The 26568-nt window shown below is 61.5% G+C and carries 28 protein-coding genes; 14 read left to right on the top strand and 14 right to left on the bottom strand.

Features of this window, described 5'->3' with window-relative positions:
• Positions 1-8: 8 nt before the first annotated feature.
• Entirely contained in the window at positions 9-1907 is a 1899-nt protein-coding gene (gene cysN, locus HBO19_RS25905) for a sulfate adenylyltransferase subunit CysN (protein ID WP_170058571.1), read from the top strand.
• Positions 1908-2081: 174 nt separating this feature from the next.
• Here cysN and HBO19_RS25900 read toward each other — a convergent pair whose 3' ends face one another.
• Genes HBO19_RS25900 through HBO19_RS25890 form a run of 3 tightly spaced genes read right to left on the bottom strand, consistent with a single transcriptional unit; the run spans position 2082 to position 5480 of the window.
• On the bottom strand, positions 2082-2981 hold the full coding sequence (locus HBO19_RS25900; protein WP_169954881.1) for an acyltransferase: 900 nt from the start codon (positions 2979-2981) through the stop codon (positions 2082-2084).
• A complete protein-coding gene (gene pta, locus HBO19_RS25895) occupies positions 2982-5081 on the bottom strand; it encodes a phosphate acetyltransferase (RefSeq protein WP_169954882.1) in 2100 nt (699 codons plus the stop codon).
• 60 nt (positions 5082-5141) lie between these two features.
• The gene (locus tag HBO19_RS25890; RefSeq protein ID WP_169954883.1) at positions 5142-5480 is read right to left on the bottom strand and encodes a DUF3565 domain-containing protein; all 339 of its coding nucleotides are present in this window, start codon (positions 5478-5480) and stop codon (positions 5142-5144) included.
• Here HBO19_RS25890 and HBO19_RS25885 point away from each other — a divergent pair.
• The 3 genes from HBO19_RS25885 to HBO19_RS25875 all read left to right on the top strand — a co-directional run bounded on the left by HBO19_RS25885 (position 5449) and on the right by HBO19_RS25875 (position 7842).
• Entirely contained in the window at positions 5449-5934 is a 486-nt protein-coding gene (locus tag HBO19_RS25885; protein WP_017476012.1) for a peptidylprolyl isomerase, read from the top strand. The two genes, HBO19_RS25890 and HBO19_RS25885, sit on opposite strands and share 32 nt — an antisense overlap.
• Positions 5935-6070: 136 nt before the next feature.
• Entirely contained in the window at positions 6071-6553 is a 483-nt protein-coding gene (locus HBO19_RS25880; protein ID WP_169954884.1) for a glutathione peroxidase, read from the top strand.
• A 185-nt stretch (positions 6554-6738) separates the two neighbouring features.
• Complete coding sequence (locus HBO19_RS25875; protein WP_170058570.1) at positions 6739-7842, top strand: NADH:flavin oxidoreductase; 1104 nt, start codon at positions 6739-6741, stop codon at positions 7840-7842.
• A 93-nt stretch (positions 7843-7935) separates the two neighbouring features.
• Here the strand turns inward: HBO19_RS25875 and HBO19_RS25870 are convergent, their stop codons facing one another.
• The 3 genes from HBO19_RS25870 to cysZ all read right to left on the bottom strand — a co-directional run bounded on the left by HBO19_RS25870 (position 7936) and on the right by cysZ (position 11025).
• Complete coding sequence (locus HBO19_RS25870; protein ID WP_170058569.1) at positions 7936-9138, bottom strand: glycosyltransferase family 1 protein; 1203 nt, start codon at positions 9136-9138, stop codon at positions 7936-7938.
• 55 nt (positions 9139-9193) lie between these two features.
• Positions 9194-10186 carry a cytochrome-c peroxidase gene (locus HBO19_RS25865; RefSeq protein ID WP_170058568.1) on the bottom strand — a complete coding sequence of 331 codons (993 nt, stop codon included), beginning with the start codon at positions 10184-10186 and terminating at the stop codon, positions 9194-9196.
• Between the two features lie 83 nt (positions 10187-10269).
• The gene (gene cysZ / locus HBO19_RS25860) at positions 10270-11025 is read right to left on the bottom strand and encodes a sulfate transporter CysZ (RefSeq protein WP_169954888.1); all 756 of its coding nucleotides are present in this window, start codon (positions 11023-11025) and stop codon (positions 10270-10272) included.
• Between the two features lie 292 nt (positions 11026-11317).
• On the opposite strand from cysZ, the gene trxB reads away from it, so the two are divergent.
• Positions 11318-12280, top strand: coding sequence for a thioredoxin-disulfide reductase (trxB, locus tag HBO19_RS25855; protein WP_169954889.1), 963 nt, complete (start codon positions 11318-11320; stop codon positions 12278-12280).
• A 185-nt stretch (positions 12281-12465) separates the two neighbouring features.
• Here the strand turns inward: trxB and HBO19_RS25850 are convergent, their stop codons facing one another.
• The 5 genes from HBO19_RS25850 to HBO19_RS25830 all read right to left on the bottom strand — a co-directional run bounded on the left by HBO19_RS25850 (position 12466) and on the right by HBO19_RS25830 (position 14874).
• A complete protein-coding gene (locus tag HBO19_RS25850; RefSeq protein WP_170058567.1) occupies positions 12466-12804 on the bottom strand; it encodes a HopJ type III effector protein in 339 nt (112 codons plus the stop codon).
• Positions 12797-13093, bottom strand: coding sequence for a DUF1244 domain-containing protein (locus HBO19_RS25845; protein WP_057437796.1), 297 nt, complete (start codon positions 13091-13093; stop codon positions 12797-12799). Before HBO19_RS25845 ends, HBO19_RS25850 begins: the two co-directional genes overlap by 8 nt.
• A 24-nt stretch (positions 13094-13117) precedes the next feature.
• On the bottom strand, positions 13118-13489 hold the full coding sequence (folX, locus tag HBO19_RS25840) for a dihydroneopterin triphosphate 2'-epimerase (protein WP_057437798.1): 372 nt from the start codon (positions 13487-13489) through the stop codon (positions 13118-13120).
• 55 nt (positions 13490-13544) lie between these two features.
• The gene (folM, locus tag HBO19_RS25835; RefSeq protein WP_169954891.1) at positions 13545-14252 is read right to left on the bottom strand and encodes a dihydromonapterin reductase; all 708 of its coding nucleotides are present in this window, start codon (positions 14250-14252) and stop codon (positions 13545-13547) included.
• A gap of 61 nt (positions 14253-14313) precedes the next feature.
• A complete protein-coding gene (locus HBO19_RS25830) occupies positions 14314-14874 on the bottom strand; it encodes an antibiotic biosynthesis monooxygenase (protein ID WP_169954892.1) in 561 nt (186 codons plus the stop codon).
• A 214-nt stretch (positions 14875-15088) separates the two neighbouring features.
• Here HBO19_RS25830 and HBO19_RS25825 point away from each other — a divergent pair, with 214 nt between their 5' ends.
• Positions 15089-16048: a MerR family transcriptional regulator gene (locus HBO19_RS25825; RefSeq protein ID WP_170058566.1), complete on the top strand. Its 960-nt coding sequence runs from the start codon at positions 15089-15091 to the stop codon at positions 16046-16048.
• Between the two features lie 2 nt (positions 16049-16050).
• Here HBO19_RS25825 and HBO19_RS25820 read toward each other — a convergent pair whose 3' ends face one another.
• Together HBO19_RS25820 and HBO19_RS25815 are read right to left on the bottom strand one after the other, a co-directional pair.
• Positions 16051-16656: a hypothetical protein gene (locus HBO19_RS25820; RefSeq protein ID WP_169954894.1), complete on the bottom strand. Its 606-nt coding sequence runs from the start codon at positions 16654-16656 to the stop codon at positions 16051-16053.
• A gap of 58 nt (positions 16657-16714) precedes the next feature.
• Positions 16715-17182, bottom strand: a complete 468-nt coding sequence (locus HBO19_RS25815; protein ID WP_169954895.1) for a PAS domain-containing protein — start codon at positions 17180-17182, stop codon at positions 16715-16717.
• A 103-nt stretch (positions 17183-17285) separates the two neighbouring features.
• Here HBO19_RS25815 and HBO19_RS25810 point away from each other — a divergent pair, with 103 nt between their 5' ends.
• Complete coding sequence (locus HBO19_RS25810; protein ID WP_169954896.1) at positions 17286-17741, top strand: flavodoxin; 456 nt, start codon at positions 17286-17288, stop codon at positions 17739-17741.
• Here the strand turns inward: HBO19_RS25810 and HBO19_RS25805 are convergent.
• Complete coding sequence (locus tag HBO19_RS25805) at positions 17722-18618, bottom strand: LysR family transcriptional regulator (protein WP_170058565.1); 897 nt, start codon at positions 18616-18618, stop codon at positions 17722-17724. The two genes, HBO19_RS25810 and HBO19_RS25805, sit on opposite strands and share 20 nt — an antisense overlap.
• 92 nt (positions 18619-18710) lie before the next feature.
• On the opposite strand from HBO19_RS25805, the gene HBO19_RS25800 reads away from it, so the two are divergent.
• From HBO19_RS25800 to HBO19_RS25770, 7 genes are all read left to right on the top strand, one after another.
• Entirely contained in the window at positions 18711-19103 is a 393-nt protein-coding gene (locus HBO19_RS25800; RefSeq protein WP_169954898.1) for a CidA/LrgA family protein, read from the top strand.
• Complete coding sequence (locus HBO19_RS25795) at positions 19093-19779, top strand: LrgB family protein (RefSeq protein WP_169954899.1); 687 nt, start codon at positions 19093-19095, stop codon at positions 19777-19779. The genes HBO19_RS25800 and HBO19_RS25795 overlap by 11 nt, the downstream gene beginning before the upstream one ends.
• 157 nt (positions 19780-19936) lie before the next feature.
• The gene (locus tag HBO19_RS25790) at positions 19937-20719 is read left to right on the top strand and encodes a class II aldolase/adducin family protein (protein ID WP_170058564.1); all 783 of its coding nucleotides are present in this window, start codon (positions 19937-19939) and stop codon (positions 20717-20719) included.
• Positions 20719-21663, top strand: coding sequence for an alpha/beta hydrolase (locus tag HBO19_RS25785; protein WP_169954901.1), 945 nt, complete (start codon positions 20719-20721; stop codon positions 21661-21663). Before HBO19_RS25790 ends, HBO19_RS25785 begins: the two co-directional genes overlap by 1 nt.
• 181 nt (positions 21664-21844) lie before the next feature.
• Positions 21845-22756, top strand: a complete 912-nt coding sequence (locus HBO19_RS25780; RefSeq protein ID WP_170058563.1) for an SDR family oxidoreductase — start codon at positions 21845-21847, stop codon at positions 22754-22756.
• A gap of 483 nt (positions 22757-23239) precedes the next feature.
• Entirely contained in the window at positions 23240-25030 is a 1791-nt protein-coding gene (locus HBO19_RS25775; protein WP_169954903.1) for a DUF1302 domain-containing protein, read from the top strand.
• 30 nt (positions 25031-25060) lie between these two features.
• The gene (locus HBO19_RS25770; RefSeq protein ID WP_169954904.1) at positions 25061-26428 is read left to right on the top strand and encodes a DUF1329 domain-containing protein; all 1368 of its coding nucleotides are present in this window, start codon (positions 25061-25063) and stop codon (positions 26426-26428) included.
• Positions 26429-26568: the final 140 nt, after the last annotated feature.

Here is a 26568-nt window from a genome sequence, read left to right as displayed (position 1 = left end):
GGGTTGTCATGTCGCACGTATCTGATTTGATCAGCGAGGACATCCTCGCCTACCTGGGCCAGCACGAACGCAAGGAAATGCTGCGCTTTCTGACCTGTGGCAACGTCGACGACGGCAAGAGCACCCTGATCGGGCGCCTGCTGCACGACTCGAAGATGATCTACGAAGACCATCTGGAAGCCATCACCCGCGATTCGAAGAAAGTCGGCACCACCGGTGACGATATCGACCTGGCATTGCTGGTCGACGGCCTGCAGGCCGAGCGTGAGCAGGGCATCACCATTGATGTGGCCTACCGCTATTTCTCCACCGCCAAGCGCAAATTCATCATCGCCGACACCCCCGGCCATGAGCAGTACACCCGCAACATGGCCACCGGTGCGTCCACCTGTGACCTGGCGATCATCCTGGTGGACGCGCGCTACGGCGTGCAGACCCAGACCCGTCGCCACAGCTTTATCGCCTCGCTGTTGGGCATCAAGCACATCGTCATCGCGATCAACAAGATGGACCTCAACGGTTTCGACGAGAGCATTTTCGAGTCGATCAAGGCCGATTACCTGAAGTTCGCCGATGGCATTGCGTTCAAGCCGAGCACCATGGCCTTTGTGCCGATGTCGGCGCTCAAGGGCGACAACGTGGTGAACAAAAGCGAGCGTTCGCCGTGGTACACCGGCCAGTCGCTGATGGAGATCCTCGAAACCGTCGAGATCGCCAACGACCGCAACTACACCGACCTGCGTTTCCCGGTGCAGTACGTCAACCGTCCGAACCTGAACTTCCGTGGTTTTGCCGGCACCCTGGCCAGCGGCATCGTGCACAAGGGCGACGAAGTCGTAGTGCTGCCGTCGGGCAAGAGCAGCCGCGTCAAATCCATCGTCACCTTCGAAGGTGAACTGGAGCACGCAGGCCCAGGCCAGGCCGTGACCCTGACCATGGAAGACGAGATCGACATCTCCCGTGGCGACCTGCTGGTGCATGCCGACAACGTGCCGCAAGTCACCGATGCCTTCGACGCCATGCTGGTGTGGATGGCCGAGGAGCCGATGCTGCCGGGCAAGAAATACGACATCAAGCGCGCCACCAGCTATGTGCCGGGTTCGATCACCGGCATCGTGCATCGTGTGGATGTGAACACCCTCGAGGAAGGCCCGGCCAGTGCCTTGCAGTTGAACGAGATCGGCCGGGTCAAGGTCAGCCTCGATGCGGCCATTGCCCTGGACGGTTACGCCAGCAACCGCACCACCGGCGCCTTTATCGTGATCGACCGTTTGACCAACGGCACCGTGGCTGCGGGCATGATCATCGCCCCGCCGGTCAGCCATGGCAGCGCCGCGCAGCACGGCAAGTTGGCCCATGTGGCCACCGAAGAACGCGCCCAGCGCTTCGGCCAGCAGCCGGCTACCGTGTTGTTCAGCGGCTTGTCGGGCGCTGGCAAGAGCACCCTGGCCTATGCGGTCGAGCGCAAACTGTTCGATATGGGCCGTGCGGTGTTTGTGCTGGATGGGCAGAACCTGCGCCATGACCTGAACAAAGGCCTGCCCCAGGACCGTGCCGGGCGTACCGAGAACTGGCGGCGTGCGGCCCACGTGGCGCGTCAGTTCAACGAAGCCGGCTTGCTGACCCTGGCGGCCTTCGTCGCACCGGATGCCGAAGGCCGGGAACAGGCCAAGGCGTTGATCGGCAGTGACCGCTTGCTCACGGTCTACGTGCAGGCCTCGCCGCTGGTGTGTGCCGAGCGTGACCCGCAAGGCTTGTACGCCGCCGGTGGGGATAACATCCCTGGCGAGTCGTTCCCGTACGACGTGCCGTTGAATGCTGACCTGGTGATCGATACCCAGGCACTGTCGCTGGACGACAGCGTCAAGCAAGTGCTGGAGCTGTTGCGCCAGCGCGGCGCGATCTAAACCTCGCCGCCACAAAAAAGCCCGCCACCGATCACTCGGTGGCGGGCTTTTTTCACACTCTAAAGGTCAACACCGTCAATGTGGGAGCTGGCTTGCCTGCGATTGCAGGAGGCCAGGCAATGCACTTACCTCTGACAGACCGCTATCGCAGGCAAGCCTGCTCCCACATGGTGATCACCTATTGCCTGGGTACTCGATGTGAAGTCGGCTCAGCAGAGCATCCTTGTCTTCCCATAACTGGTTGATCCAGCCCTGGAACGCCAGCCGATATTCCCCATCCTGCTCATAATTCTTGCCAATGAACTCGGCCGGGATCTGCACCTCTTCAAACTGCACCACCACCTCCTGCACATTGCCGCACAGCAAGTCCCAGAAACCCGGGCGGCCGCCCGGATAGTGGATAGTCACGTTGACCAATGACTTCAACTGCTCACCCATGGCATCCAGCACAAACGCAATGCCACCAGCCTTGGGCTTGAGCAGGTAACGAAACGGCGACTGCTGCTGCGCATGTTTGCCTGGGGTGAAGCGTGTGCCTTCGGCAAAGTTGAAAATACCCACCGGGTTGTCGCGAAACTTCGCACAGGTCTTGCGGGTGGTTTCCAGGTCCTTGCCTTTCTTCTCCGGGTGTTTTTCCAGGTAGGCCTTGGTGTAGCGCTTCATGAAGGGGAAGCCCAGCGCCCACCAGGCCAGGCCAATCACCGGCACCCAGATCAGCTCCTGCTTGAGGAAAAACTTCAGCGGACGGATCCGCCGATTGAGCACGTACTGCAGCACCATGATGTCGACCCAGCTCTGGTGGTTGCTGGTCACCAGGTACGAGTGCTGGTAGTCCAGGCTTTCCAGGCCCTTGAGGTGCCAGCGTGTGCGGCGCACCAGGTTCATCCAGGTGTTGTTATTGCTGATCCAGGCCTCGTGGGTCTGGTTCATCAGCCATTCGCTGAAGCGCTTGGCGAAGGGCAGTGCCTTGAACAGCGCGACGATAAACAGGAATGAACACAGCAGAATTGTGTTCAACGCCAGCAACAGCGAGGCGATTACCCCACGCAGGGGGGCAGGCAGGAATTCCAGCATTTAGGCATCCATAGGTCGGTTGGCGGCTTGAATCGCGGTCAGGGCGATGGTGTAGACGATATCGTCCACCTGGGCCCCACGGGGCAGGTCGTTCACGGGTTTGCGCAGGCCTTGCAGCATGGGGCCGAGGCTGACGCAATCGGCACTGCGTTGCACCGCCTTGTGGGTGGTGTTGCCGGTGTTGAGGTCGGGGAATACAAAGACCGTGGCCTTGCCCGCCACCAGGCTGTTGGGCGCCAGTTGCCGGGCGACGTTTTCGTTGGCGGCGGCGTCGTACTGCAACGGGCCGTCGATCAGCAGCGAGCTCTGTTGCTCGTGGGCCAGCAGGGTGGCTTCGCGGACTTTCTCCACTTCCTCGCCACTGGCCGAGTCACCGCTGGAATAGCTGATCATCGCCACGCGTGGGGTGATGCCGAAGGCGGCGGCCGAGTCGGCGCTTTGCAGGGCGATTTCCGCCAGTTCCGCGGCGCTGGGGTGCGGGTTCATCACGCAGTCGCCGTAGACCAGCACTTGTTCAGGGAACAGCATGAAAAACACCGATGACACCAGGGTGCAGCCCGGCGCCGTTTTAATCAGCTGCAAGGCCGGGCGGATGGTATTGGCGGTGGAGTGGATGACCCCGGAGACCAGGCCGTCTACTTCATCCAGCGCCAGCATCATGGTGGCGATCACCACGGTGTCTTCCAGTTGCTGCTCGGCCATCGGTGCGTTGAGGCTTTTGCTCTTGCGCAGCGCCACCATGGGCTCGACATAGCGCTCGCGGATCAGGTCCGGGTCCAGAATTTCCAGGCCTTCAGGTAGCTCGATGCCATGGGCGCGGGCTACGGCTTGGACATCGGCCGGCTTGGCCAGCAGCACGCAACGGGCAATGCCGCGGGCCTGGCAGATGGCGGCGGCTTGCACGGTCAGCGGCTCGCTGCCTTCGGGCAACACAATGCGCTTGTTGGCGGCCTGGGCGCGCTGGATCAACTGATAGCGGAACACTGCCGGCGACAGGCGCATCTCCCGTGGCGTACCGCAACGCTGGTGCAGCCAGCGCGCATCCAGGTGGCTGGCGACGAAATCGGTGATGATCTCCGCACGTTCGCGGTCATCAATCGGGATTTCCTTGTTCAGGCTGTTGAGCTGGTTGGCAGTGTCATAGGAGCCGGTACTCACCGACAGCACCGGCAACCCGGCCTGGAATGCGCCACGGCACAGGTCCATGATCCGTGGGTCGGGCAGGGTGTCGCTGGTCAGCAGCAGGCCGGCCAGGGGCACGCCATTGATCGCGGCCAGGCTGACGGCGAGGATGATGTCGTCGCGATCCCCCGGCGTCACCACCAGCACGCCGGGCTTGAGCAGCTCCACGGTGTTGCGCATGGTGCGCGCGCAGATGATGATTTTGTTCATGCGCCGGGTTTCATAGTCGCCGGCGTTGAGCACTTGCGCGCCCATCAGGTCGGCCACATCGCGTGTGCGCGGGGCGTTGAGCTCGGGTTGGAACGGGATGCAGCCAAGCAGGCGGAAATCGCCACTGCGCAGCAACGGCGAATGCTCCTTGAGGCGGGCGGCGAAGGCCTCCATGCTCTCGTCGGTCTGCACCTTGTTGAGGATCACCCCCAGTACTTTCGGGTCTTTCGGGCCGCCGAACAGCTGCGCCTGCAATTCCACACGGCCGGACAGTTCGGTCAGCACCTCGTTTTCCGGGGCCGAGACGAGGATGACTTCGGCATCCAGGCTTTTTGCCAGGTGCAGGTTGACCCGTGCCGCATAGCTGGCGCTGCGGGTCGGCACCATGCCCTCGACAATCAGCACGTCCTTGCCCACGGCCGCCTGTTGATAAAGGGTGATGATTTCTTCGAGCAACTCATCGAGCTGGCCATCGCCGAGCATCCGCTCGACATGGGCCAGGCCCAATGGTTGCGGTGGTTTGAGGCCATGGGTACGGGCCACCAGCTCGGTGGAGCGCTCAGGCCCCGTGTCGCCGGGATGGGGCTGGGCAATGGGCTTGAAAAAGCCGACTTTCAGCCCGGCCCGTTCAAGGGTACGCACCAGCCCAAGGCTGATGGAGGTCAGACCCACACCAAAATCGGTGGGCGCGATAAAAAAAGTCTGCATGCGAATTCTCTGAAGGTGCATGGCTTCGGTGGTGCGCTATGGCTGCGCGCCGACCGGGAATCAGCTGCCAAGGGTATCGTTATCCGGGCGCTGCGCACACCAGCCACAGGCAAAGGGCTGGCCTATTTTTGCCAGGCGTTGCGCCGGATCCATCACCCAGCCCCGGGATTGCCAGGGCGGCTGGTGGCGCAGGTGCTGCGTATGGCCGCAGGACAGCGCGGCGACCCAGTGGCCATCTGCATCCTGGTGAAATCCGACGACCGTCGGGTCACCGGATCGACTCCGTCTGTCCGGGTTGTGTTCGCTTTCGGGCAAATCCTTGTTTAGACTTGTCCGTTCTTCATTCTTATGCAAAAGGTCTCGCCCCATGCCGATCGCCGCCAACAAGGCTGTCTCCATTGACTATACCCTGACCAACGACGCTGGTGAGGTCATCGACAGCTCCGCCGGCGGCGCGCCGCTGGTCTACCTGCAAGGCGCAGGTAACATCATCCCTGGCCTGGAAAAGGCCCTGGAAGGCAAAGAGGTTGGTGATGAACTGACCGTTGCCGTAGAACCTGAAGATGCCTACGGCGAGTACTCGGCCGAACTGGTCAGCACCCTGAGCCGCAGCATGTTCGAAGGCGTCGACGAACTGGAAGTGGGCATGCAGTTCCACGCCTCCGCTCCGGACGGCCAGATGCAGATCGTGACCATCCGCGACCTGGACGGCGATGACGTGACCGTCGACGGCAACCACCCGCTGGCAGGCCAGCGCCTGAACTTCCAGGTCAAGATCGTTGCCATCCGCGACGCTTCCCAGGAAGAAGTGGCTCACGGCCACGTACACGGCGAAGGTGGTCACCACCATTGATTGACGGGCCACGTCCAGTCAGTTGAAAAGAGAGGCGCCTTCGGGCGCCTTTTTTGATTGGCGGCTATTCTTGCCGACTTGGCGGCTGTAATCTCGAATGGCCGTTACACAGAATATGGGAAACCTGGAGTTCTTCATGAGTGCTTTCCACGACCTTAAACTCAAAGCCCTGGATGGTCAGGAGCTGCCTCTGGCGCCCTACAAGGGGCAAGTCGTGCTGGTGGTCAATGTCGCCTCCAAATGTGGGCTGACTCCACAATATGCCGCGCTAGAAAACCTCTACCAGCAATACAAGGGCCAGGGTTTCACCGTGCTGGGCCTGCCGTGCAATCAGTTCGCAGGCCAGGAACCTGGGACCGAAGAAGAGATCCAGGAGTTCTGCAGCCTCAACTATGGCGTGAGCTTTCCCCTGGGCAGCAAGCTTTCGGTGAACGGCCCTGATCGCCATCAGTTGTACCGCCTGCTGGCGGGTGAGGGGGCAGAGTTTCCGGGGGATATCACCTGGAACTTCGAGAAATTCCTGCTGGGCAAGGATGGGCGAGTATTGGCGCGGTTTTCTCCGCGTACCGCGCCTGATGATCCGAGCGTGGTCCAGGCCATCGAAAAAGCCCTGGCCTGACCTGCTGTAGGCGCCGGCTTGCCGGCGACCCGCAGTAACGGCCATCGCCGGCAAGCCGGCTCCTACGGTGTTTTATGTGGCTCACGGCTTTTACCCCTTAATCACCGCAATCAATAGTGCTATCCGGCACTGCCCACGCTCCATATTATCCGCATCATAAAATCCCTCTCGTGCGGAGTGCTCCCATGCCTGTCCAAGCCTTGTTCAAACCTTTCCAGCTCGGTGCGCTGCAATTGCCGTCCCGTGTGGTCATGGCGCCGATGACCCGTTCGTTTTCCCCGGGTGGCGTACCCAATTCCAAAGTGATCGAGTACTACCGCCGTCGCGCGGCGGCCGGCGTAGGCCTGATCATCACGGAGGGCACAGTGGTGGGCCACCAGGCTTCCAACGGTTATCCGAACGTGCCGCATTTCTACGGTGAAGCGGCATTGGCCGGCTGGAAGAAAGTGGTCGATGCGGTGCATGCCGAAGGCGGCAAGATCGTCCCGCAGTTGTGGCATGTCGGTAGCGTGCGGCGCATCGGCACCGAGCCGGATGCCAGCGTCCCGGCCTATGGCCCGATGGAGAAACTCAAGGACGGCAACGTGCTGGTTCGTGGCATGACGGTCGAGGATATCAAGGAGGTGATTGCCGCCTTCGCCCAGGCCGCCAAGGATGCCCAGGCCATCGGCATGGACGGCGTGGAAATCCACGGCGCGCACGGTTACCTGGTCGATCAGTTCTTCTGGGAAGGCAGCAACCAGCGTACGGACGAATACGGTGGCAGCCTGGCCAACCGTTCGCGTTTTGCCATTGAGTTGATCCAGGCCGTGCGGGCCGCCACAGGTCCTGGATTTCCGATCATTTTCCGTTTCTCCCAATGGAAGCAGCAGGATTACACCGCGCGCCTGGTGCAAACCCCCGAGGCGTTGGGTGAGTTTCTCAAGCCGTTGTCTGACGCGGGCGTGGATATTTTCCACTGCTCCACGCGGCGTTTCTGGGAGCCTGAGTTTGAGGGGGCCGAGCTGAACCTGGCGGGTTGGACCCGTAAGCTCACCGGCAAGCCGACCATCACCGTGGGCAGTGTCGGCCTGGATGGCGAGTTCCTGCAGTTCATGGTCAACACCGACAAAATCGCACAGCCGGCAAGCCTGGAAAAACTGCTGGAGCGCTTGAATAACGACGAGTTCGACCTGGTGGCCGTGGGGCGTGCGCTGCTGGTCGATCCGGATTGGGCGCTGAAAGTGCGTGAAGGGCGTGAGGGCGATATCTTGCCGTTCAGCCGTGAGGCGTTGACTACCCTGGTTTAAGGGGGGAATTGACGGGCTCTATCGCGGGCAAGCCCGCTCCCACATTGGAATGCAAGCAACCTGTGGGAGCGGGCTTGCCCGCGATAGGGCTCGTCAGGTCAGCTTCGAGCTGCCCGTCTCCAGCAAGTCCTCGCCACACGCCCCGCGCAGTTGATGTTCAAACCGCTCAATAATCGCCGGCCAGCCCTGGCGACTGGCATGCTGGCGCGCATTCAGGCGCACGCGGCGTAAACTCTCCGGCTCTTCCAGCAACCAACTGGCGGCATCGCAGAACGCATCCTCATCCCCCGGCATCGCCACGGCACCGCTGTAGCCGTGGCGGATATGCTGGGTGGCGGCCGCCTGGTCGTAGGCCACCACACCCAGGCCCGATGCCATGGCTTCCAGGACCACGTTGCCAAAGGTCTCGGTGAGGCTGGGGAACAGAAACAAATCCCCCGACGCATAGTGCCGGGCCAGCTCCTCACCGCGTTGCGTGCCACAGAACGCTGCTGCCGGGAGGGTTTTCGCCAGGGCTTCGCGCTGCGGCCCGTCGCCGACCACGATCAGCTTCAAGCGACGCTGTGGATAAGTCGCCTGCAACGCCTCGAAGCAACGTTTGAGCAAACCGAGGTTTTTTTCCGGTGCCAGGCGTCCGACATGCAGGACGGCAATATCTTCATTACCCAGGCCCCATTGCTCACGCAAGCCATTGTCACGCCTGGCCGGGTGGAACAATTGGCTGTCGACGCCGCGTGACAACAGGTCCAGGCGCTCGAAGTGGCGGCGCTCCAGCTCCAGGCGCTGGCTGACGCTGGGCACCAGGGTCAGGGTGGAGCGGTTGTGGAACCAGCGCAGGTAGTGGGTCAGGAAGCGGCTGAGTATGCCCAGGCCGTATTGGCTGGAATACTGCTGGAAGTTGGTATGGAAACCGCTGACCACGCTGATCCCCAGGCGCCGTGCCGCACGCAAGGCGGACAAGCCCAGCGGGCCCTCGGTGGCAATGTACAGCACGTCCGGGCGCTGGCGTTTCCAGCGCCGCAGCAGCTTGTGCATCGAGGACTGGCCCCATTGCAGGCCGGGATAGCCCGGCAAAGGCCAGCCGCGACACAGCAGCAGGCCGTCGTCACTGATGCGACTCAAGTCGCCACCCTGGCGCGGGCGCACCAACTCCACCTGATGCCCGCGCGCGCGCAGGCCATCACACAGGCGGCCAAGGGTGTTGGCCACGCCGTTGATTTCCGGTGGGAAGGTTTCGGTAATCAGGGTGATGTTCAGGAAGGCTGTCGTCATGCAGCCAGTGTCGGCGCGGGCCATGTCGCCATTGTGTCATCGCAATGACGGATTTGTGACGACAGGGCCCGGCATTGGCTTAGTTGAACGGCGTAGGGCGCGGGGTCTTGGCCGAGGACGGCGGCAGGATCGGCAGCTTGAAGTCCGGCTGGTCGCCGGTCAGGGTGTCGAGGAACGCGACAATCTGGCTGACCTCATCGGTGCTCAACTTGCGGCCCAATTGCAGGCGGGCCATGACGTCCACCGCTTCGCTCAGGTTCCAATAGGCACCGTCGTGGAAGTAGGGGTAGGTCAGGGCGACGTTACGCAAGGTTGGCACCTTGAACATCATCCGGTCCTGATCCTTGCCGGTCAGGCCGGCCACGCCCTGGGCCGGGTTCTTGGTGGCGTAGGGTTCGACCATGCCCATTTTCTGGAAGGTGCTGCCACCGACCGCCTCGCCGTTGTGGCAGGCCACGCAGCCGATGTTCTTGAACAGCTGGTAGCCCTGGGCAGCCGTGGCGCTGATGGCTTTTTTGTCGCCCAGCAGCCAGCGGTCGAATGGGGCGTTGGGGGTGACCAGGGTTTCTTCGAAGGCCGCGATGGCGTTGGTCACATCGTCGAACTTGATGCCGTCATCGCCATACACTTTCTTGAACGCGGCCTGGTACTGCGGGATCGAGCGCAGCACGTCCACCGCCAGGTCATGGGTAAAGCCCATCTCACCGGGGTTGGCGATCGGGCCGCCGGCCTGCTCCTGCAGGGTCGCCGCGCGTCCGTCCCAGAACTGCGCGACGCTCATGCTCGAGTTGAGCACCGTCGGTGAGTTGATCGGCCCCTGGTGCCAGTTGTGCCCGATGGAGGTGGGCAGATTGTCGCTGCCGCCCATGCTCAGGTTGTGGCACGAGTTGCAGGAAATGAAGCCGGACTTGGACAAGCGTGGGTCGAAGAACAATTGCTTGCCCAGTTCGACCTTGTCGGCATCGGTGATCTTCGCCGGTTGTACCGGCAATATGGGCTCATTGGCGGCGGCGGCCCCCCAGGCCTCACCGCCCAACATCAATCCGAACATCAGCATCAACGGTCTGTACATGGTGCGCTCCCCACAGGCTTATAGTTTTAATAACCATGTGCTCTGTATGGGCAAATCGCCATGATCCAGGTCAATCGAACAGCCTAGGGGTTTTTCGCCAGCATCGTTTCGGCGCCTTGCTCACGCACCCAGAACAACGTCGCCCCGGCCACCGCTGCTGGCATCATCAGCAGGTTGACCACCGGCACCAGCAGCACCAGGTAGACGATCCCGCCAAAGCTCATGCTCTGCCAGCGCTTCTGGCGCAGCCAGGCGAGCATTTCGTTCCAGCCCAGCTTGTGGTTGTCGGCCGGGTAGTCGATGTATTGGATCGCCATCATCCACACCCCGAACAGCAGCCACAGCGGTGCGGCAATCAGGTTGACCACCGGGATGAACGACAGGATAAACAGGCCGATGGCCCGGGGCAGGAAGTAGCCCAGTTTGCGCATTTCCCGGGCCAGGGTGCGCGGGACCATGGCAAACAGCTCGGCCCAGCTGAAGGCGGGGAAGTCATCGGTGCCGCGCACCACCACTTCGACTTTTTCCGCGAGGAAACCGTTGAAGGGTGCGGCGATGATATTGGCGAGCATGGTGAAGCTGAAAAACACCATAAACGCCACCAGCAGCACGAACAGCGGCCACAGGATGTAGCTGAGGAAACTCAGCCAACTGGGCAGCGTCGGCATCAAGGTGTCGACCCACAGGCTGAACTGATGGCCAGCAAAATAGATCAATCCGACGAACAGTATCAGGTTGATCGCCAGGGGCAGCAGGACGAACAGGCGCAGGCCTGGGCTCAAGACCAGTTTCAGGCCTTCACGCAGGTATTGTGGGCCTGACAGAACGGGGGCGGGCATGGATAACTCCGGGCAAAAGGGCGAACGCGCCGACCTTACCGGCTTTGCCGATACGGTGAAAGCACGGTCAGCAAGCCGACATTAACGGTAACAAACATGTTGATTAATAGGTGCCACGGAATAGAGACCGCCTATGAGCTGGATTGTTAATCCGTATTTCCTTAATCTTGCCCCCCTCTATACGCTGCACCCATTATTTTCAGGGCCTGCGAGTTCAAGCCTTCCCCAAGTGCTTCGCGGTCCTTTTTTATTCCAGCCGCCCTGTAGTCCGGGCGGTCGATAGGAGTGAGTCATGTCTGATACCCGTCATTCGCGAGTGATTATTCTCGGTTCCGGCCCTGCCGGTTACAGCGCTGCGGTCTACGCAGCCCGGGCCAACCTCAAGCCGTTGCTGATCACCGGCATGCAGGCGGGTGGTCAGTTGACCACCACCACTGAAGTCGACAACTGGCCGGGTGACGTCCACGGCCTGACCGGCCCGGTGTTGATGGAGCGCATGAAAGAACACGCCGAGCGTTTCGAGACCGAAATCGTCTTCGACCATATCAATGCAGTGGATTTCTCGAAAAAGCCCTACAGCCTGACCGGCGACAGCGGCGTCTACACCTGTGACGCGCTGATCATCGCCACTGGCGCCAGCGCTCGCTACCTGGGCCTGCCATCGGAAGAGGCGTTCATGGGCAAGGGCGTTTCCGCCTGCGCGACCTGCGACGGTTTCTTCTACCGCAACAAGCCGGTGGCTGTGGTCGGTGGTGGTAACACCGCAGTGGAAGAGGCGCTGTACCTGGCCAACATCGCCAGCACCGTGACCCTGGTTCACCGCCGCGAAACTTTCCGCGCCGAGAAGATCCTGATCGACAAGCTGCACGCGCGGGTTGCCGAAGGCAAGATCATCCTCAAGCTCAACGCTACCCTGGATGAAGTCCTGGGCGACAACATGGGCGTGACCGGTGCGCGCTTGAAAAACAACGACGGCAGCTTCGACGAGCTGAAAGTCGACGGCGTGTTCATCGCCATCGGCCACACCCCGAACACCTCCCTGTTCGAAGGCAAGCTGACCGCCAAAGATGGTTACCTGGTGGTGCAGGGCGGCCGTGAAGGCAATGCCACTGCAACCAACATCGAAGGGATCTTTGCCGCTGGCGACGTGGCTGACCATGTCTACCGCCAGGCCATCACCTCGGCCGGCGCCGGTTGCATGGCGGCCCTGGATGCCGAGCGTTACCTCGACGGCTTGAAAGACGCTTCTTTCTAAACCGTTGCCATAAAAAAACCGGCCAAAAGGCCGGTTTTTTTTGTGTGTAACTGGACGAACAGCGCAATCTCAATCTGGAAATCCAATCAATGTGGGAGCTGGCTTGCCTGCGATGGCGGTGTGACAGCCACCACCGCCATCGCGGGCAAGCCCGGCTCCCACATTGACCGGGTTTGCAAGCTGGATCAGCGGCGGGTCAAAGGCGGCTGGACAAACTTCACTCCCGCCAACCCATGCTCGATCAGCGCGCGGATATTGGCGTGATCCGTGCCCTCAGGCGTCGCCAGCACCGAACGATAATGCTCGCCAAACGCCAGCAAGGCCTGCTGGTCGCTCAACCCTTCCAGCAGCGCCAGGCCCAGGGTCTTGCACGAGCCTTCATTCTGCCCGGCGGCGTTTTCTACGCTGCCATTGGTGAAGGCTTGTGGCTGGTAGTCGTAGCCGGCGGCGATAAAGGCCAGGGTGTCGGCAAACAGGTGTTCGCCGCTGTCGAGGCGGGTGCGCAGGGTGTTCAGGTCAGTCATGGGGTTTTCCTTTGGCAAACGCCGCTTGTTGTTCGGCGCTGGCTTCTTGCTGGTATTGGGCTTTCCACTCGGCGTACGGCATGCCGTACACCACTTCGCGGGCGTCATCGAGGCTGACCTCGATCTGGCGTTCGTCGGCCTCGGCCTTGTACCACTTGGACAGGCAGTTGCGGCAGAAACCGGCGAGGTTCATCAGGTCGATGTTCTGTACATCCTTGCGGCTGTCCAGGTGCGCTACCAGCCGGCGGAAGGCGGCGGCTTCGAGTTCCAGGCGTTGTTGGTCGGTCATGGGATTCACACAGATTCAGGGGGGTTAACGGCTGGCTGCCAGGGTGATCGACACCGACTCGGCAAAGCGCAGCGCATGGGGCTTGTCGACTTCGACTTCGGCATACAGCACCGACTCGTTGCTCATCACCAGGTCCAGCAGCTCCTGGGTCAGGCGTTCGAGCAGGGCGAAGCGGTTGCCTTCGACGTGGGCGATGATGGCCTTGGTGATGGTGCGGTAGTTCAAGGCGTGGTCGATATCGTTGTCGCGCACGGCGTCTTGTGCGGCATACAGGATGGTCAGGTTGATCAACACATCCTGTTTGTTGAGGATCTCTTCCTCGTTGATGCCAATAAAGGTACGCAGACACAGGTCCTTGACCCGGATGCGCGCCATACCTGGTTGAAGTTGTGGCATTGCTACTTGCTCCGTCCAATCAGTTGCAGGAACCCCAGGCCGCTGGTGTTCGGGTTTACTTGACATGCCGCCCGCCATTGACGGTCAGGGTGGTGCCGGTCACATAAGGGTTGTCCAGCAGGTAACGCACGCTCTGGTAAATCACCTCGGGCCCGGGTTCGATACCCAGTGCCGACTTGGCCAGGACCTTGGCACGATAAGCCGCGTCGTCGCCGTCGTTGAACATCACCATCGCCGGCGCGATGCCATTGACCTTGATCCGGGGCGCGTATTGGGCGGCGAAGGACAGGGTCAGGCTGTCGAGCCCGGCCTTGGTGGCACAGTAGGCAATATGCTGGCGGCTGCCCTTGCGGGTCACGTCGTCGCTGATGTGCACAATGTCGGCCGGCGTCGAGCGCCGCAACAACTCAGCACAATGCAGGTTGATCAGGTACGGCGCAAGCATGTGCACGCTGAACATATCGATAAAGGCGTTGGCCTCGTCACCGGGTGTTTCTGGGGCCCAGGTCGAGGCGTTGTGGATGATCGCCCGCAGGCTGTCGGTATGGGTCTTGAGTTCGCTGATGAACGCCAGGATACCGGCCTCGGACGAGAAGTCGGCAAACACGCCAATCGCCCCGCGCTCGCGCAGGGCCTGCACGCCTGGACGTTCACTGCGATAGCTGAAGATCACCGGTTGCTGTGCGTCCAGCAGGCGCTGGGCGCAATGCAGGCCGACACGTTGGCCGGCGCCGGTAATCAGGATCGGTGCGGGAGAGGTCATGGGAGGCTCGGGTCGCGGGCAAGCTAAAACTATACCAGCGACCGGCCTGTTGCGGATCGGCTCAAACGGCCGCTTCGGCAGGTTTTACCCGCGGCGGGGCAGGATTGAGCCAGCCCGCCAGCAAATGGGTCGACAGCGGAATGAACAGATAGACCATCAACGGCGTCAGGGCCAGGGTGCTGACCAGCACGCGGCTGAACATGCCCAACTCGGCGAGCAACGGCTCAAGGCCAAAGTTGAACAGCAGTGAAACCGGGAAAAACGCCAGCCAGATCGCCACGGCCTGTTTCCAGCGCGGCGGACGCTGGCCCACGGCACCAAACCAGCCCTCCATGCCGCTGACCCGATGCTCCATGGGGTTGGCGAACAATTCGCTGCCACGGCCCAGCCAGGCGCTGCGCGAGGCCGAGAACTCCCAGGCATGCAGGGTCTGCTCGTCGGCGAAGCGGAAGATGATCTGGAATTCGCCGCCATCGGCAGGCGGGGCAAGTACGCCTGAACCCAGGTAGCCGGGGAAGTCCGTGGCCAATTGCTCGCCTTCGCGCAGCCAGCTCATCATGTCTTGATAACGGCCTTGGGCAGCACGGCGTGCAACCATCAAGGTGACGGGTTGGGTAGACATTGTGTATCTCCGAATGTGTGGGCGCGTTGCACCGGGTAGGTGGCGTCCCAGGCGAAGCCGCAGGGTAGGGTGGCGACGCAAAAAAACAGGCAAGGATTATTCCTGATTTGACGAAATACGCCAGCGGCATTGGACGGCTGGGCAGATCCCTTGAAAAAGACAGGTATAAAAGCGTTAAATGGGATCCAACTACGTGCCAATTTTCGGTCCTTTGATGTCTGTAATCACAGCTCCATCCCCCGGTCTTGAGCAAGGTGCCCTACGCACTGGCGATGAGTTGTTCCCGATTCGTGAAGTCTCAAGATTGACAGGTATCAATCCGGTCACCCTGCGCGCGTGGGAGCGCCGTTATGGGTTGATCCAGCCGGTGCGCACCGAAAGTGGGCATCGCCTGTACACGCAGAAGGACATCGAGACCGTTCATCGCATTCTGGATTGGATCGAGCGTGGTGTGGCGGTCAGCAAAGTCGGCAAGATTCTCGCTCGGGACGATGGGCAATCGTCATCACTGCACCACCTGCAGGAAGGCAGCGACCATCATGAATGGGCCCAGTGGCAGCAGCAGATGCAAACTGCCATCGGTGCGTTTGATGAGCTGCAGCTGGAGCGCCTGTACGGCCAGGTCTTTGCTGCGTACCCCGCTGCGGTGGTGTTCCAGGACATCCTGATGCCCCTTTGGCACCAGTTATTGCGCCATCAGGGACGTTTCGGCCAAGCCAGCGAATGGCTGTTTTTCGACAGCTTCCTGCGTGCGCGGATCTCCCAGCGCCTGCAACTGGCCCGCGCTGGCCGCACGCCGCAGGTATTGCTGGCGGCGATTGCCGGTGAGTGCCGCGAACTGGAACTGCTGGTGGCCGGGCTCATGCTCGGTGGTGATGAACGGGTGGTGCATGTGCTGAGCGTCGGCCAGCCCCTGGATGAGTTGACGCTGATCTGCGAGAAGATCCGCCCGCAGGCCCTGGTGCTGTTCTCCAATCGCGCGCCAACCCACGAACTACCCAAGCGCCTGGGGCGCCTGGCCTTGACCCTGGACTGTCCGCTGCTGCTGGCCGGTGATGCCTCGGACATGGCCCAGCAGCAACTGGCCGGTAGCTTTATCGGTTGCCTGGGCAGTGAAGGAAGGTTGATGCAGCGGCGCTTGCAGCAGTTTCTCAGTGGAACCCTGGATACCTGAGATCAGGCATGCACTTCAGGGTGGGCCAGGCGATGCTGTTGCAGGATGAACTGGCGCAGGCGCTCGGTTTCATCCACATCGCCCTGGTTCAAGCGGTAGGCAAACAGCCCTCGCGCGGTCTCGCGCTCCAGGGTGCCACGCACCGCAATTCGCTCGTAGCCAGAGGGGCTGAACCACATCGAGAACGTCCTGGGTGGTTTGCTACGGCCCCGGGACTGCACCAGCAGGCCCTTGAACGACACTTCATGCACCCACAGTGAACCAGGCTGGCCCCTGACATTCTCCAGGGCCACCGGCTCTTCGAGCACCAGGCGCCACGGCCGGATCATCGGCCCGTCTTCGAAAATGCTCGGCACCCCAAGGCGCAAGTGCAGCGCATGGAACTCGTCTTCCACCAGTTGCAGAGGAAAGGTCATTTGCTGGTTATCGAACTGCGCCTGGATCGTCACCTGCTCATGGGCCGCGAGGCGCGTGAGCAGATCGCGGATCTGCGCGCCGCCATTGACCGTCAGGCTCGACGACACATCCCGCACATTCAGTTGTGGGTTGTGGTGCATGTTCTGGATGAAGTCCAGTTCGTCCTGGGTCAAAAGGGCGTCGCGTTGCATTGATGTGGCTCAAGGAAATGCGTGATTAAACGGATTATCACCCTAAAGACCGTATTTTCTAAAGTTTGTTAGATCCGCTCGTCGCCCGGAGCGCGGCCAACTCGGCTGTAAGCTGCGCCACCTGGGCTTCCAGCTGGGCAACACGCTGCTGGGCCTTGACCTGAACCGTGACGTCTTTCTGCACGCCGACAAAGTAAGTCTGCCCATCCGCCTGGTTATAAACCGTCGATAATGACAGCTCATTCCAGAAGTGCGTGCCGTCCTTGCGGTAATTGCGCAGGATTTCCCGGCAGGCTCCGCCACTGTCCAGGGCTTCGCGAATGGCCATCAGCGCTGGCTGGTCACGGTCGCCTGACTGCAGGAAGCGGCAATCCTGATAAAGGATGTCGTCCAGGTTATAGCCGGTCATGCGTTCGAAGGCCGGGTTCACGTAAATCAGCGGCTTGTCCTTGCCTTCCCGTTCCGCCACGACAATCCCGTCGTTGGAGGCATTGACCACCATCTGCATCAGCTTGGCGTTGATCATTGAACGATCCATAGCGTGTTTGTGGATTTGTTAGTGTAGGGCAACCGAGCCGGCTGCCAGCTGTTAATATCCCAGGTTTTCACTCAACTACAGGATCAGATTGATGAAAGTCGCCATCCTTTCCGGCTCGGTCTATGGCACGGCAGAAGAAGTTGCACGCCACGCCATGGGTATCCTCAACGCAGCCGGTTTCCAGGCCTGGCATAACCCGCGGGCGACCCTGGCCGACGTGCAGGCCTTCGCCCCGGACGCCTTTCTGGCCGTCACTTCCACCACCGGCATGGGCGAACTGCCGGACAACCTGATGCCGCTGTATTCGACGATCCGCGACCAACTGCCCGCCGCCTGGCGCGGTTTGCCAGGTGCGGTGATCGGCCTGGGCGACGCCAGCTACGGCGACACCTTCTGTGGCGGCGGCGAGCAGATGCGCGAGCTGTTTGGCGAGTTGGGCGTGCGTGAAGTGCTGCCGATGCTGCGCCTGGATGCCAGCGAAAGCGTCACCCCGGAAGCGGATGCCGAGCCTTGGCTGGCGGAGCTGGTCACGGCACTGCGCGGCTGATCGGGTACTCGCGCAAAAGCGCGAGCCAGGCCTGGGCGGCTTTCGACAGATAGGCGCCTTTGCGCCAGATAAAGGCGATGTCCCAGCGTAGGAAATCGGGCGCCCTGAGTGTCAGGCGCACCACACCGGGGCGCTCCAGGCCGCGCGCGACCACACTGGGCAGCAGCACTACGCCCTGGCCTGCGGCCACCAGTGCGACGAGAAAATCCGCCTGGCCGCTGCGCCCACTTTCCCGTGGCGTGAAGCCCAGTTGCTGGCAGGCCTGGAGCAGCCGGTCATTGAGCACAAAGCTGCGCTGGTACATCAAGAACGGCGTGTCGGCCAATTCCTCCAGGCCAATCTGGGCCCGCTGTGCCAACGGGTGGTCCACGGGCAGCAGCGCATCCAGCGGCTCATCGCAGAAGGCTTGCCAGGCAAACGCCGGATCGGTGGGCAACAGGCTGCCGCCGACGTCCAACTCACCCGCGAGAATGGCCTGCTCAATATTGCGGCTACCACCTTCAAGCAACTGGATGCTGACATTGGGGTAGCGCCGGCGATATTCGGCAAACAGCCCGGCAAACAGCATATCGCCCCCCAGTTGCGGCAGGCCCATGCGCAATTCGCCACGGGTCATTTGATTAAGGTCGTCCAGCTCACTCACCAGCTCGGTCTGCAAGCGCAACATGGCTTCGGCCCGTTGCAGCACCACCTGCCCGGCGGCGGTCAGGCGCACGTGCGAACCGATGCGGTCGAGCAGGGGGGTACCGAGGCTCTGTTCCAGTTGCGCCACTTGCTTGCTCACGGCGGACTGGCTGATATGCAGGGTTTTCCCGGCCTGGGTAAAACCGCCACGGTGCACCACTTCGATAAAACTGCGCAGCTGTTTGAATTCCATTGCACCAATTCCAGTTTGGAATGGCTTGCAGTCTAACAATTCGCTTTGGGGATGCCAGAGGGCTCTTTAAAATGAGGGCCTGCGAGGAACCCATGTCGACTAAACGTTTCACCTTCAAACACCTGGGCCGGCTGCTGGTTGAGCTGCTGGTATTGCTGGCGATCTACCTGCTGGGCTGCCAACTGGCCGTATGGCTGGCCTGGCCGATCCCCGGCGGAGTGATTGGCCTGGGCCTGCTGTTGCTGGTGTTCGCCAGCGGCCTGATCAAGCCGGCGGCCCTGCAATTGGGCGCTGGCATGCTGATGGCAGAAATGCTGTTGTTTTTTATCCCGGCGCTGATGAGCCTGCTCGATTACGGTGGCCTGCTGCGCCATGACGGCTGGCGGATCATGCTGGTGATCGCCCTCAGTACCCTGATGGTGATGCTGGTCACGGCGTTTACCGTCGAACTGGTCTGCCGCTGGAAGCTGCGCCATGAAGCTTGAACTGATGCCGCTGTTCTGGCTGGCCCTGACCCTGCTGGCCTATGGTTTCAGCCGCTGGATCTACCGGCGCACCGGGCGCTACCTGCTGTCACCGCTGATTTTGGTGCCCGCGCTGCTACTGGCGGTGGCCGTACCGCTGAACACCGCCTATGCCGAGTACGCCACCGACACCCATTGGCTGATGCTGGTACTGGGCCCGGTCACGGTGGCATTCGCCATCCCGATCTGGCAGCAGCGCCAATTGTTGATGCGGCACTGGTCGGCGTTGCTCCTGGGGATGCTGGCCGGCAGCGCCGCGTCCATTGGCACCTCCTTTGGCTTGGCCAAGGCGCTGGCCCTGGACAGCGCGGTGACGATGTCGTTGGTGCCACGCTCGATCACCACCCCCTTTGCCATGCCCCTGGCCCACGATCTGGGCGGCGTACCGGAGCTAACGGCGGTGTTTGTGATGTTCACCGGTGTGTTCGGCGCCATGCTCGGCGGGGTCCTGCTCAAGTGGCTGCCGCTGCGCAGTGCCTTGGCGCGGGGCGCGTTGTTTGGGGTGGGCGCCCACGGAGCGGGCGTCAGCCGTGCCCACGAAGTGGGCGGCGAAGAAGGCTCGGTGGCCGGGCTGGTGATGGTCCTGACGGGCTTGCTCAACCTGTTTGCCGCACCTTTACTGGCGTCGCTTCTCTGACACCACATTGTACGAATCCGAACTATCCTCACGGTTGACTCGCTCGGTCATCAAGCTGGCTGCCAACGCAACTACGGCAGGCCTGTGGTCTGACTAGACTGGCCCTTCAGCCCAAAAATAATAAGAACACCACAGCGTCAGCGTCGAGGTCCTTGCCGTGAGCCTAGCCCCCGTACCATCGACACAGAGTGTAAAAGACCAGGTCAGCGCCGCCGAATGGCAGGCACGGATCGACCTGGCCGCCTGCTATCGCCTGGTGGCCATGCATGGCTGGGATGATCTGATTTTCACCCATATCTCGGCCAAGGTGCCGGGCACCGAAGACTTCCTGATCAACCCGTTCGGGCTGATGTTCCACGAAATCACCGCCTCCAGCCTGGTCAAGGTCGACCAGGCCGGCAACAAGCTGATGGACAGCCCCTACGAGATCAACCCGGCGGGCTATACCATCCACAGCGCGGTACATGAGGTACGCCACGACGTGGTCTGCGTGCTGCACACCCACACGGCGGCGGGCGTGGCCGTATCGGCGCAGAAGCAGGGCGTGCTGCCCATCAGCCAGCAGTCGCTGTTCGTGCTCTCGAGCCTGGCCTATCACGCCTACGAAGGCGTGGCGCTGAACCACGAGGAAAAGGCCCGCTTGCAAGCCGACCTGGGGCCGAGCAATTTTTTGATGCTGCACAACCATGGCCTGCTGACCTGCGGCGCGACCATTGCCGATACCTTCCTGATGATGTTCACCTTCCAGCGCGCCTGCGACATCCAGGTGCTGGCGCAAAACGGCGGGGCCGAATTGATCGCCATCGAGCCGCAGATTCTGGCGGGGGCCAAGGCCATGATTGCCGGTGTGACCAAGAGCGCCCAAGGCATGGGCGGCGCGCTGGCCTGGCCGGCGCTGCTGCGCAAGCTTGATCAACAAGACCCTGGATACCGACTCTGATGCCACTGGCCGAGATCCCCCTGAGCGCCTGGCGCAAGCGCGGGCAGAGTTTTGTCTTTCGCGGGCAGACCATCCGTTACTGGGTGGCCGGGCAGGGCGAGCCCTTGCTGCTGATCCACGGTTTCCCCAGCGCCAGTTGGGATTGGCATTACCTCTGGCAGCCGCTGGCCCAGCGCAACCTGGTGATTGCCTGCGACATGCTCGGCTTTGGCGACTCGGCCAAGCCCCTGGACCACACCTATTGCCTGCTGGAACAGGCCGACCTGCAACAGGCCCTGCTGGCCCATCTGCGGATTCAACAGCCGGTGCATGTCATGGCCCATGACTACGGCGACAGCGTGGCCCAGGAACTGCTCGCCCGGCACTATGAGGGGCGGTTCCAGCTGGCCAGTTGCGTGTTTCTCAATGGCGGGCTGTTCCCCGAGACCCACCGCGCGGCGCTGGTGCAAAAACTCTTGCTCAGCCCGTTGGGCTGGATGATCGGCCGCGCATTCGGGCGCAATGCCCTGGCCGACAGCTTCAAGCAGATCTTCGGCCCCGACACCCGCCCCAGCGAAAGTGCCCTGGATGACTTCTGGAGCCTGATCGAAAACAACGATGGCCCACGGATCCTGCACAAACTCATCGCCTACATCCCCCAGCGCCGCCGTCAACGCGAGCGCTGGGTGGCGGCGATGCAGCGCGGCGAAGTGCCGTTGCGGGTGATCGATGGCGAAGTCGACCCGATCTCCGGCGCGCATATGGTCGCGCGCTACCGCGAGCTGATACCGGATGCCGACACGGTGTTACTGGCCAACATCGGCCACTACCCGCAGATTGAAGCGCCGGTGCAGGTGCTCAAGCATTACCTGGCGTTTCGCGAGGGTATCGAGGCCAGCAAAGACCAGCTATGGGAACTGGCTTGTGTGGGAGCTGGCTTGCCTGCGATGGGTACACCTCGGTAAATCAGTTGTACCGAGGTGATGCAATCGCAGGCAAGCCAGCTCCCACACAAGCCAGTTCCTATACGAGCCGATCATCCCCGTGCCTTATTGCGCACCATTCACCCCCGCCCGTATTTATTGTGACCACAAGCCCCGTGCCTGACACTCAACCCATCGTCCACTGTCTTCGCTGGAGTTCCCTATGAGTGAGTCTGTGCAGTTCCAAGATAAAGTCGTGATCGTCACCGGTGCCGGGGGTGGCTTGGGGCGTGCCCATGCGCTGCTGTTCGCCAGGCACGGGGCCAAGGTGCTGGTCAACGACCTTGGCGGCTCGACTCAGGGCGAAGGCGCCAACGCTTCGGCGGCCGACCGTGTGGTGGCCGAGATCCGCGAGGCCGGCGGGATTGCCGAGGCCAACCACGATTCGGTGACCGACGGCGAAAAGATCGTGCAACACGCCCTCGAGGTGTTTGGCCGCATCGACGTGGTGGTGAACAACGCCGGGATCCTGCGTGACAAAACCTTCCATAAAATGGAGGACAGCGACTGGGACCTGGTTTACCGCGTGCATGTCGAAGGTGCCTACAAAGTCACCCGCGCCGCCTGGCCGCATATGCGCGAGCAAGGCTACGGACGGGTGATTTTCACCGCCTCCACGTCGGGCATCTACGGCAACTTCGGCCAGTCCAACTACGGCATGGCCAAGCTCGGCCTGTATGGCCTGACCCGCACCCTGGCGCTGGAGGGGCGCAAGCACAACATCCTGGTCAATGCCATCGCACCTACCGGCGGCACGCGCATGACCGAAGGCCTGATCCCGCCGCAGGTGTTCGAAAGGCTCAAGCCTGAACTGGTCAGCCCGCTGGTGGTGTACCTGGGCAGCGAGGCGTGCCAGGAAACTTCTGGGCTGTTTGAAGTGGGCGGCGGCTGGATCGGCAAGACCCGCTGGGAACGCAGCCTGGGCGTCGGGTTTGACCCCGAGGCGGGCTTCTCGCCAGAGGATGTGGCGGCGCACTGGCAGCAGATCTGCGACTTTGAAGGGGCGGCCCATCCCAAGGACAACATCGAAGCCTTGAAAGAGATGATGGACAACCTGCAGAAGTACAGCCTGTGATCGTTACCTGAAAAACAGTAAATCCTGCGGGGCGCTTATGGCGCCCCGCTTTGTTTCAGGCATAAAAAAGGCCGCTGCATAAGCAGCGGCCGAAGTAAGACGTTGGATCAAGGAGCTACAAATCAACGTCAGTGAACACCGGTAACAGACTGAAAATACGCTTCAATCCGTCAAAAACTGGCTTTCGTGAAGCAGGCGGTTCGCCTTGAAAGCCCGGTAAGAATAGTCCGTTGTAACAGAATGAAAAACACTGATTCAGGACAAGGACTGTTACCAAAACAACAACAGTGGCGCGCCTGACGGGGCGGGGTATCCATTCTCTTGATGGCGCTCCATCCACTGCGTCGATAGCCCCGCCAATACCCACGCTAGAGCCTGCGTTAATCCTTTGGAGCGACACAACGAATACCTCCTTGGTGCGCTTATCGCTCCTGATGGCGGGCAGTAGGGTGGGGCCTTCTGTCACACCACCGGGGAAGACGCATGACAAAAACAACAATGCGCGCCATCTTCAGGCCACAGGCGCTGGCCGCTGCGGTTGCTTTGGGTTGCTGCGTTCAGGCGCAGGCTGTTTCATTCAATATCGGCGAGATCGAGGGGCAGTTCGATTCGTCGCTGTCGGTGGGTGCCAGCTGGGGCATGCGCGATGCCGACCGCAAGCTGGTGGGCACGGTCAACGGCGGCAGTGGCCAGGCTTCCACCGGGGATGACGGGCGGCTGAACTTCAAGAAGGGCGAAACCTACTCGAAAATCTTCAAGGGCCTGCACGACCTGGAGCTCAAGTACGGCGATACCGGGGTGTTTGTACGGGGCAAGTACTGGTACGACTTCGAACTCAAGGACGAAGACCGTGAGTTCAAGCCGATCAGCGACCACAACCGCAAGGAAGGCTCCAAATCCAGCGGTGCACAGATCCTCGATGCCTTCGTCTATCACAACTATTCCCTGGGCGACCTGCCGGGCACCGTGCGTGCCGGCAAGCAGGTGGTCAGTTGGGGCGAAAGTACCTTCATCGGCAACTCCATCAACAGCATCAACCCCGTCGACGTCTCGGCCTTCCGCCGGCCTGGCGCCGAGATCAAGGAAGGCCTGATCCCGGTGAACATGCTGTTTGCCTCCCAGGGCCTGACCAACCAACTGACCGTGGAAGGCTTTTACCAGTTGGAATGGGACCAGACCGTACTGGATAACTGCGGCACCTTCTTTGGTGGCGACGTGGCGGCCGATGGCTGCACCAATAACTACACGGTCGGCAGCCCGGCGATCCGCCCGCTGCAACCTGTGGCCGCTGCGTTCGGCCAAGGCTTTGGCGTGACCAACGAAGGGGTGATCGTGCGCCGCGCCGCCGACCGTGATGCTCGTGATTCCGGGCAGTTCGGCATGGCCTTGCGCTGGCTCGGCGATGACACCGAATACGGCCTGTACTTCATGAACTACCACAGCCGCACGCCGACCGTGGGCACCCTCACGGCCAACACTAACCTTGCGACCATCGGCAATATCATCAATACCGCCAACGGCATTGCCCCCGGCAGCGGCGCCGGCCTGGCGCAGAGCGTGATGCTCGGACGCGGCCAGTACTACCTGGATTACCCGGAAGACATTCGCCTGTACGGCGCCAGCTTTTCCACGACCCTGCCCACCGGCACTGCCTGGACCGGGGAAATCAGCTACCGCCCCAACGCCCCGGTGCAACTCAACACCACCGACCTGACCCTGGCTCTGGTCAACCCGATTGCCGGTAACACCGTGTCGCCGATCAAGAGCTCATTCGGCGCTGACAACACCGGCTACCGGCGCAAGGAAATCACCCAGTTCCAAACCACCATGACCCAGTTTTTCGACCAGGTGCTGGGCGCTGAACGCCTGACCGTAGTGGGCGAGGCGGCCATCGTGCGGGTGGGCGGGCTGGAGAACAAAACCAAGCTGCGCTACGGCCGTGATTCGGTCTACGGCCAATACGGTTTTGGCGGTGATACCGACGGCTTCGTCACGGCGACTTCCTGGGGTTATCGCGCCCGGGCGATCCTGGACTACAACAACGTGATCGCCGGGATCAACTTCAAGCCCAACCTGTCCTGGTCCCATGACGTCAAGGGTTACGGCCCCAATGGCCTGTTCAACGAAGGGGCCAAGGCGCTCAGCGTCGGGGTCGATGCGGACTACCGCAACACCTACACCGCGAGCCTGAGCTACACCGACTTTTTTGGCGGTGACTACAACACCCTGACCGACCGTGACTTCCTCGCCCTCAGCTTTGGCGTGAACTTCTGATTCGGCTAAAAAAGAACAAGGACAACAACCATGCGTAAGATGATTTTGCAGTGCGGTGTACTGGCCCTCAGCCTGGTGGCCGCCAACGTGATGGCCGCCGTGTCACCGCAAGAAGCAGCCAAGCTCGGTACGACCTTGACCCCAGTGGGCGCCGAGAAAGCCGGTAACGCCGATGGCTCGATCCCGGCCTGGACCGGTGGCATCCCGAAAAACGCCGGCGCGGTGGACAGCAAGGGCTTTTTGGCCGACCCGTTTGCCAATGAAAAACCGCTGTTCGTGATCACCGCGGCCACGGTCGACAAGTACAAGGACAAACTGTCGGACGGCCAGGTGGCGATGTTCAAGCGCTACCCAGAGACCTACAAAATCCCGGTCTACACCACCCACCGCACGGTCAACCTGCCCGACGATATCTACGAGTCGATCAAGCGCAGCGCGCTCAACGTCAAGTCGATCAACGACGGCAACGGCCTGGAGAATTTCACCGGCAACCGCTACTACGCCTTCCCGATCCCGAAAAATGGCGTCGAGGTGTTGTGGAACCACATCACTCGCTATCACGGCGGCAACCTGCGACGCATCATCACCCAGGCCACACCGCAGACCAACGGCAGCTACACGCCGATCCGCTTTGAAGAAGAAGTGGCAGTGCCACAACTGATCCCGGACATGGACCCGGCCAAGGGCGCCAACGTGCTGACCTTCTTCAAGCAGTCGGTCACCGCGCCCGCCCGCCTGGCGGGTAACGTGCTGCTGGTACACGAAACCCTCGACCAGGTGAAAGAACCGCGCCTGGCATGGATCTACAACGCCGGCCAACGCCGCGTGCGCCGTGCACCGCAAGTGGCCTACGACGGGCCGGGCACTGCGTCCGACGGCCTGCGCACCTCGGATAACTTCGACATGTTCTCCGGCGCGCCAGACCGCTACGACTGGAAACTGGTGGGCAAGAAGGAAATGTACATTCCCTACAACGCCTACAAGCTCGATTCGCCGTCCCTTAAATATGACGACATCATCAAGGCCGGCCACATCAACCAGGACCTGACCCGCTACGAGCTGCACCGGGTCTGGGAAGTGGTGGGCACGGTGAAACCAAGCGAGCGGCACATCTACGCCAAGCGCCACATGTACATCGACGAAGACAGCTGGCAAGTGGCGCTGGTGGATCACTATGACGGCCGCGGCCAACTGTGGCGCGTTGCCGAAGGTCATGCGCAGTTCTACTACAACCACCAGACCCCGGCCTACACCGTCGAGACCCTGTACGACATCATCGCCGGCCGCTACATCGCCCTGGGCATGAAGAACGAAGAGAAGAGCAGCTTTGTATTCGGCTTCAACGCCAAGGCGGCGGACTACACCCCATCGGCCCTGCGCGCCTCGGGCGTACGCTGACCTGAGGTTGTAAAGCCAATCACTGTGGGAGCTGGCTTGCCTGCGATGGCGGTGGACCAGGCAAAACCCATCAACCTGACCCACCGCCATCGCAGGCAAGCCAGCTCCCACATAGGCTCGGGTTTTAACCTGCCAACCCT

The sequence above is a fragment of the Pseudomonas sp. WS 5021 genome (assembly GCF_012985535.1).
Classification (GTDB): domain Bacteria; phylum Pseudomonadota; class Gammaproteobacteria; order Pseudomonadales; family Pseudomonadaceae; genus Aquipseudomonas.
This window is presented reverse-complemented; position numbering and strand designations above follow the sequence as displayed.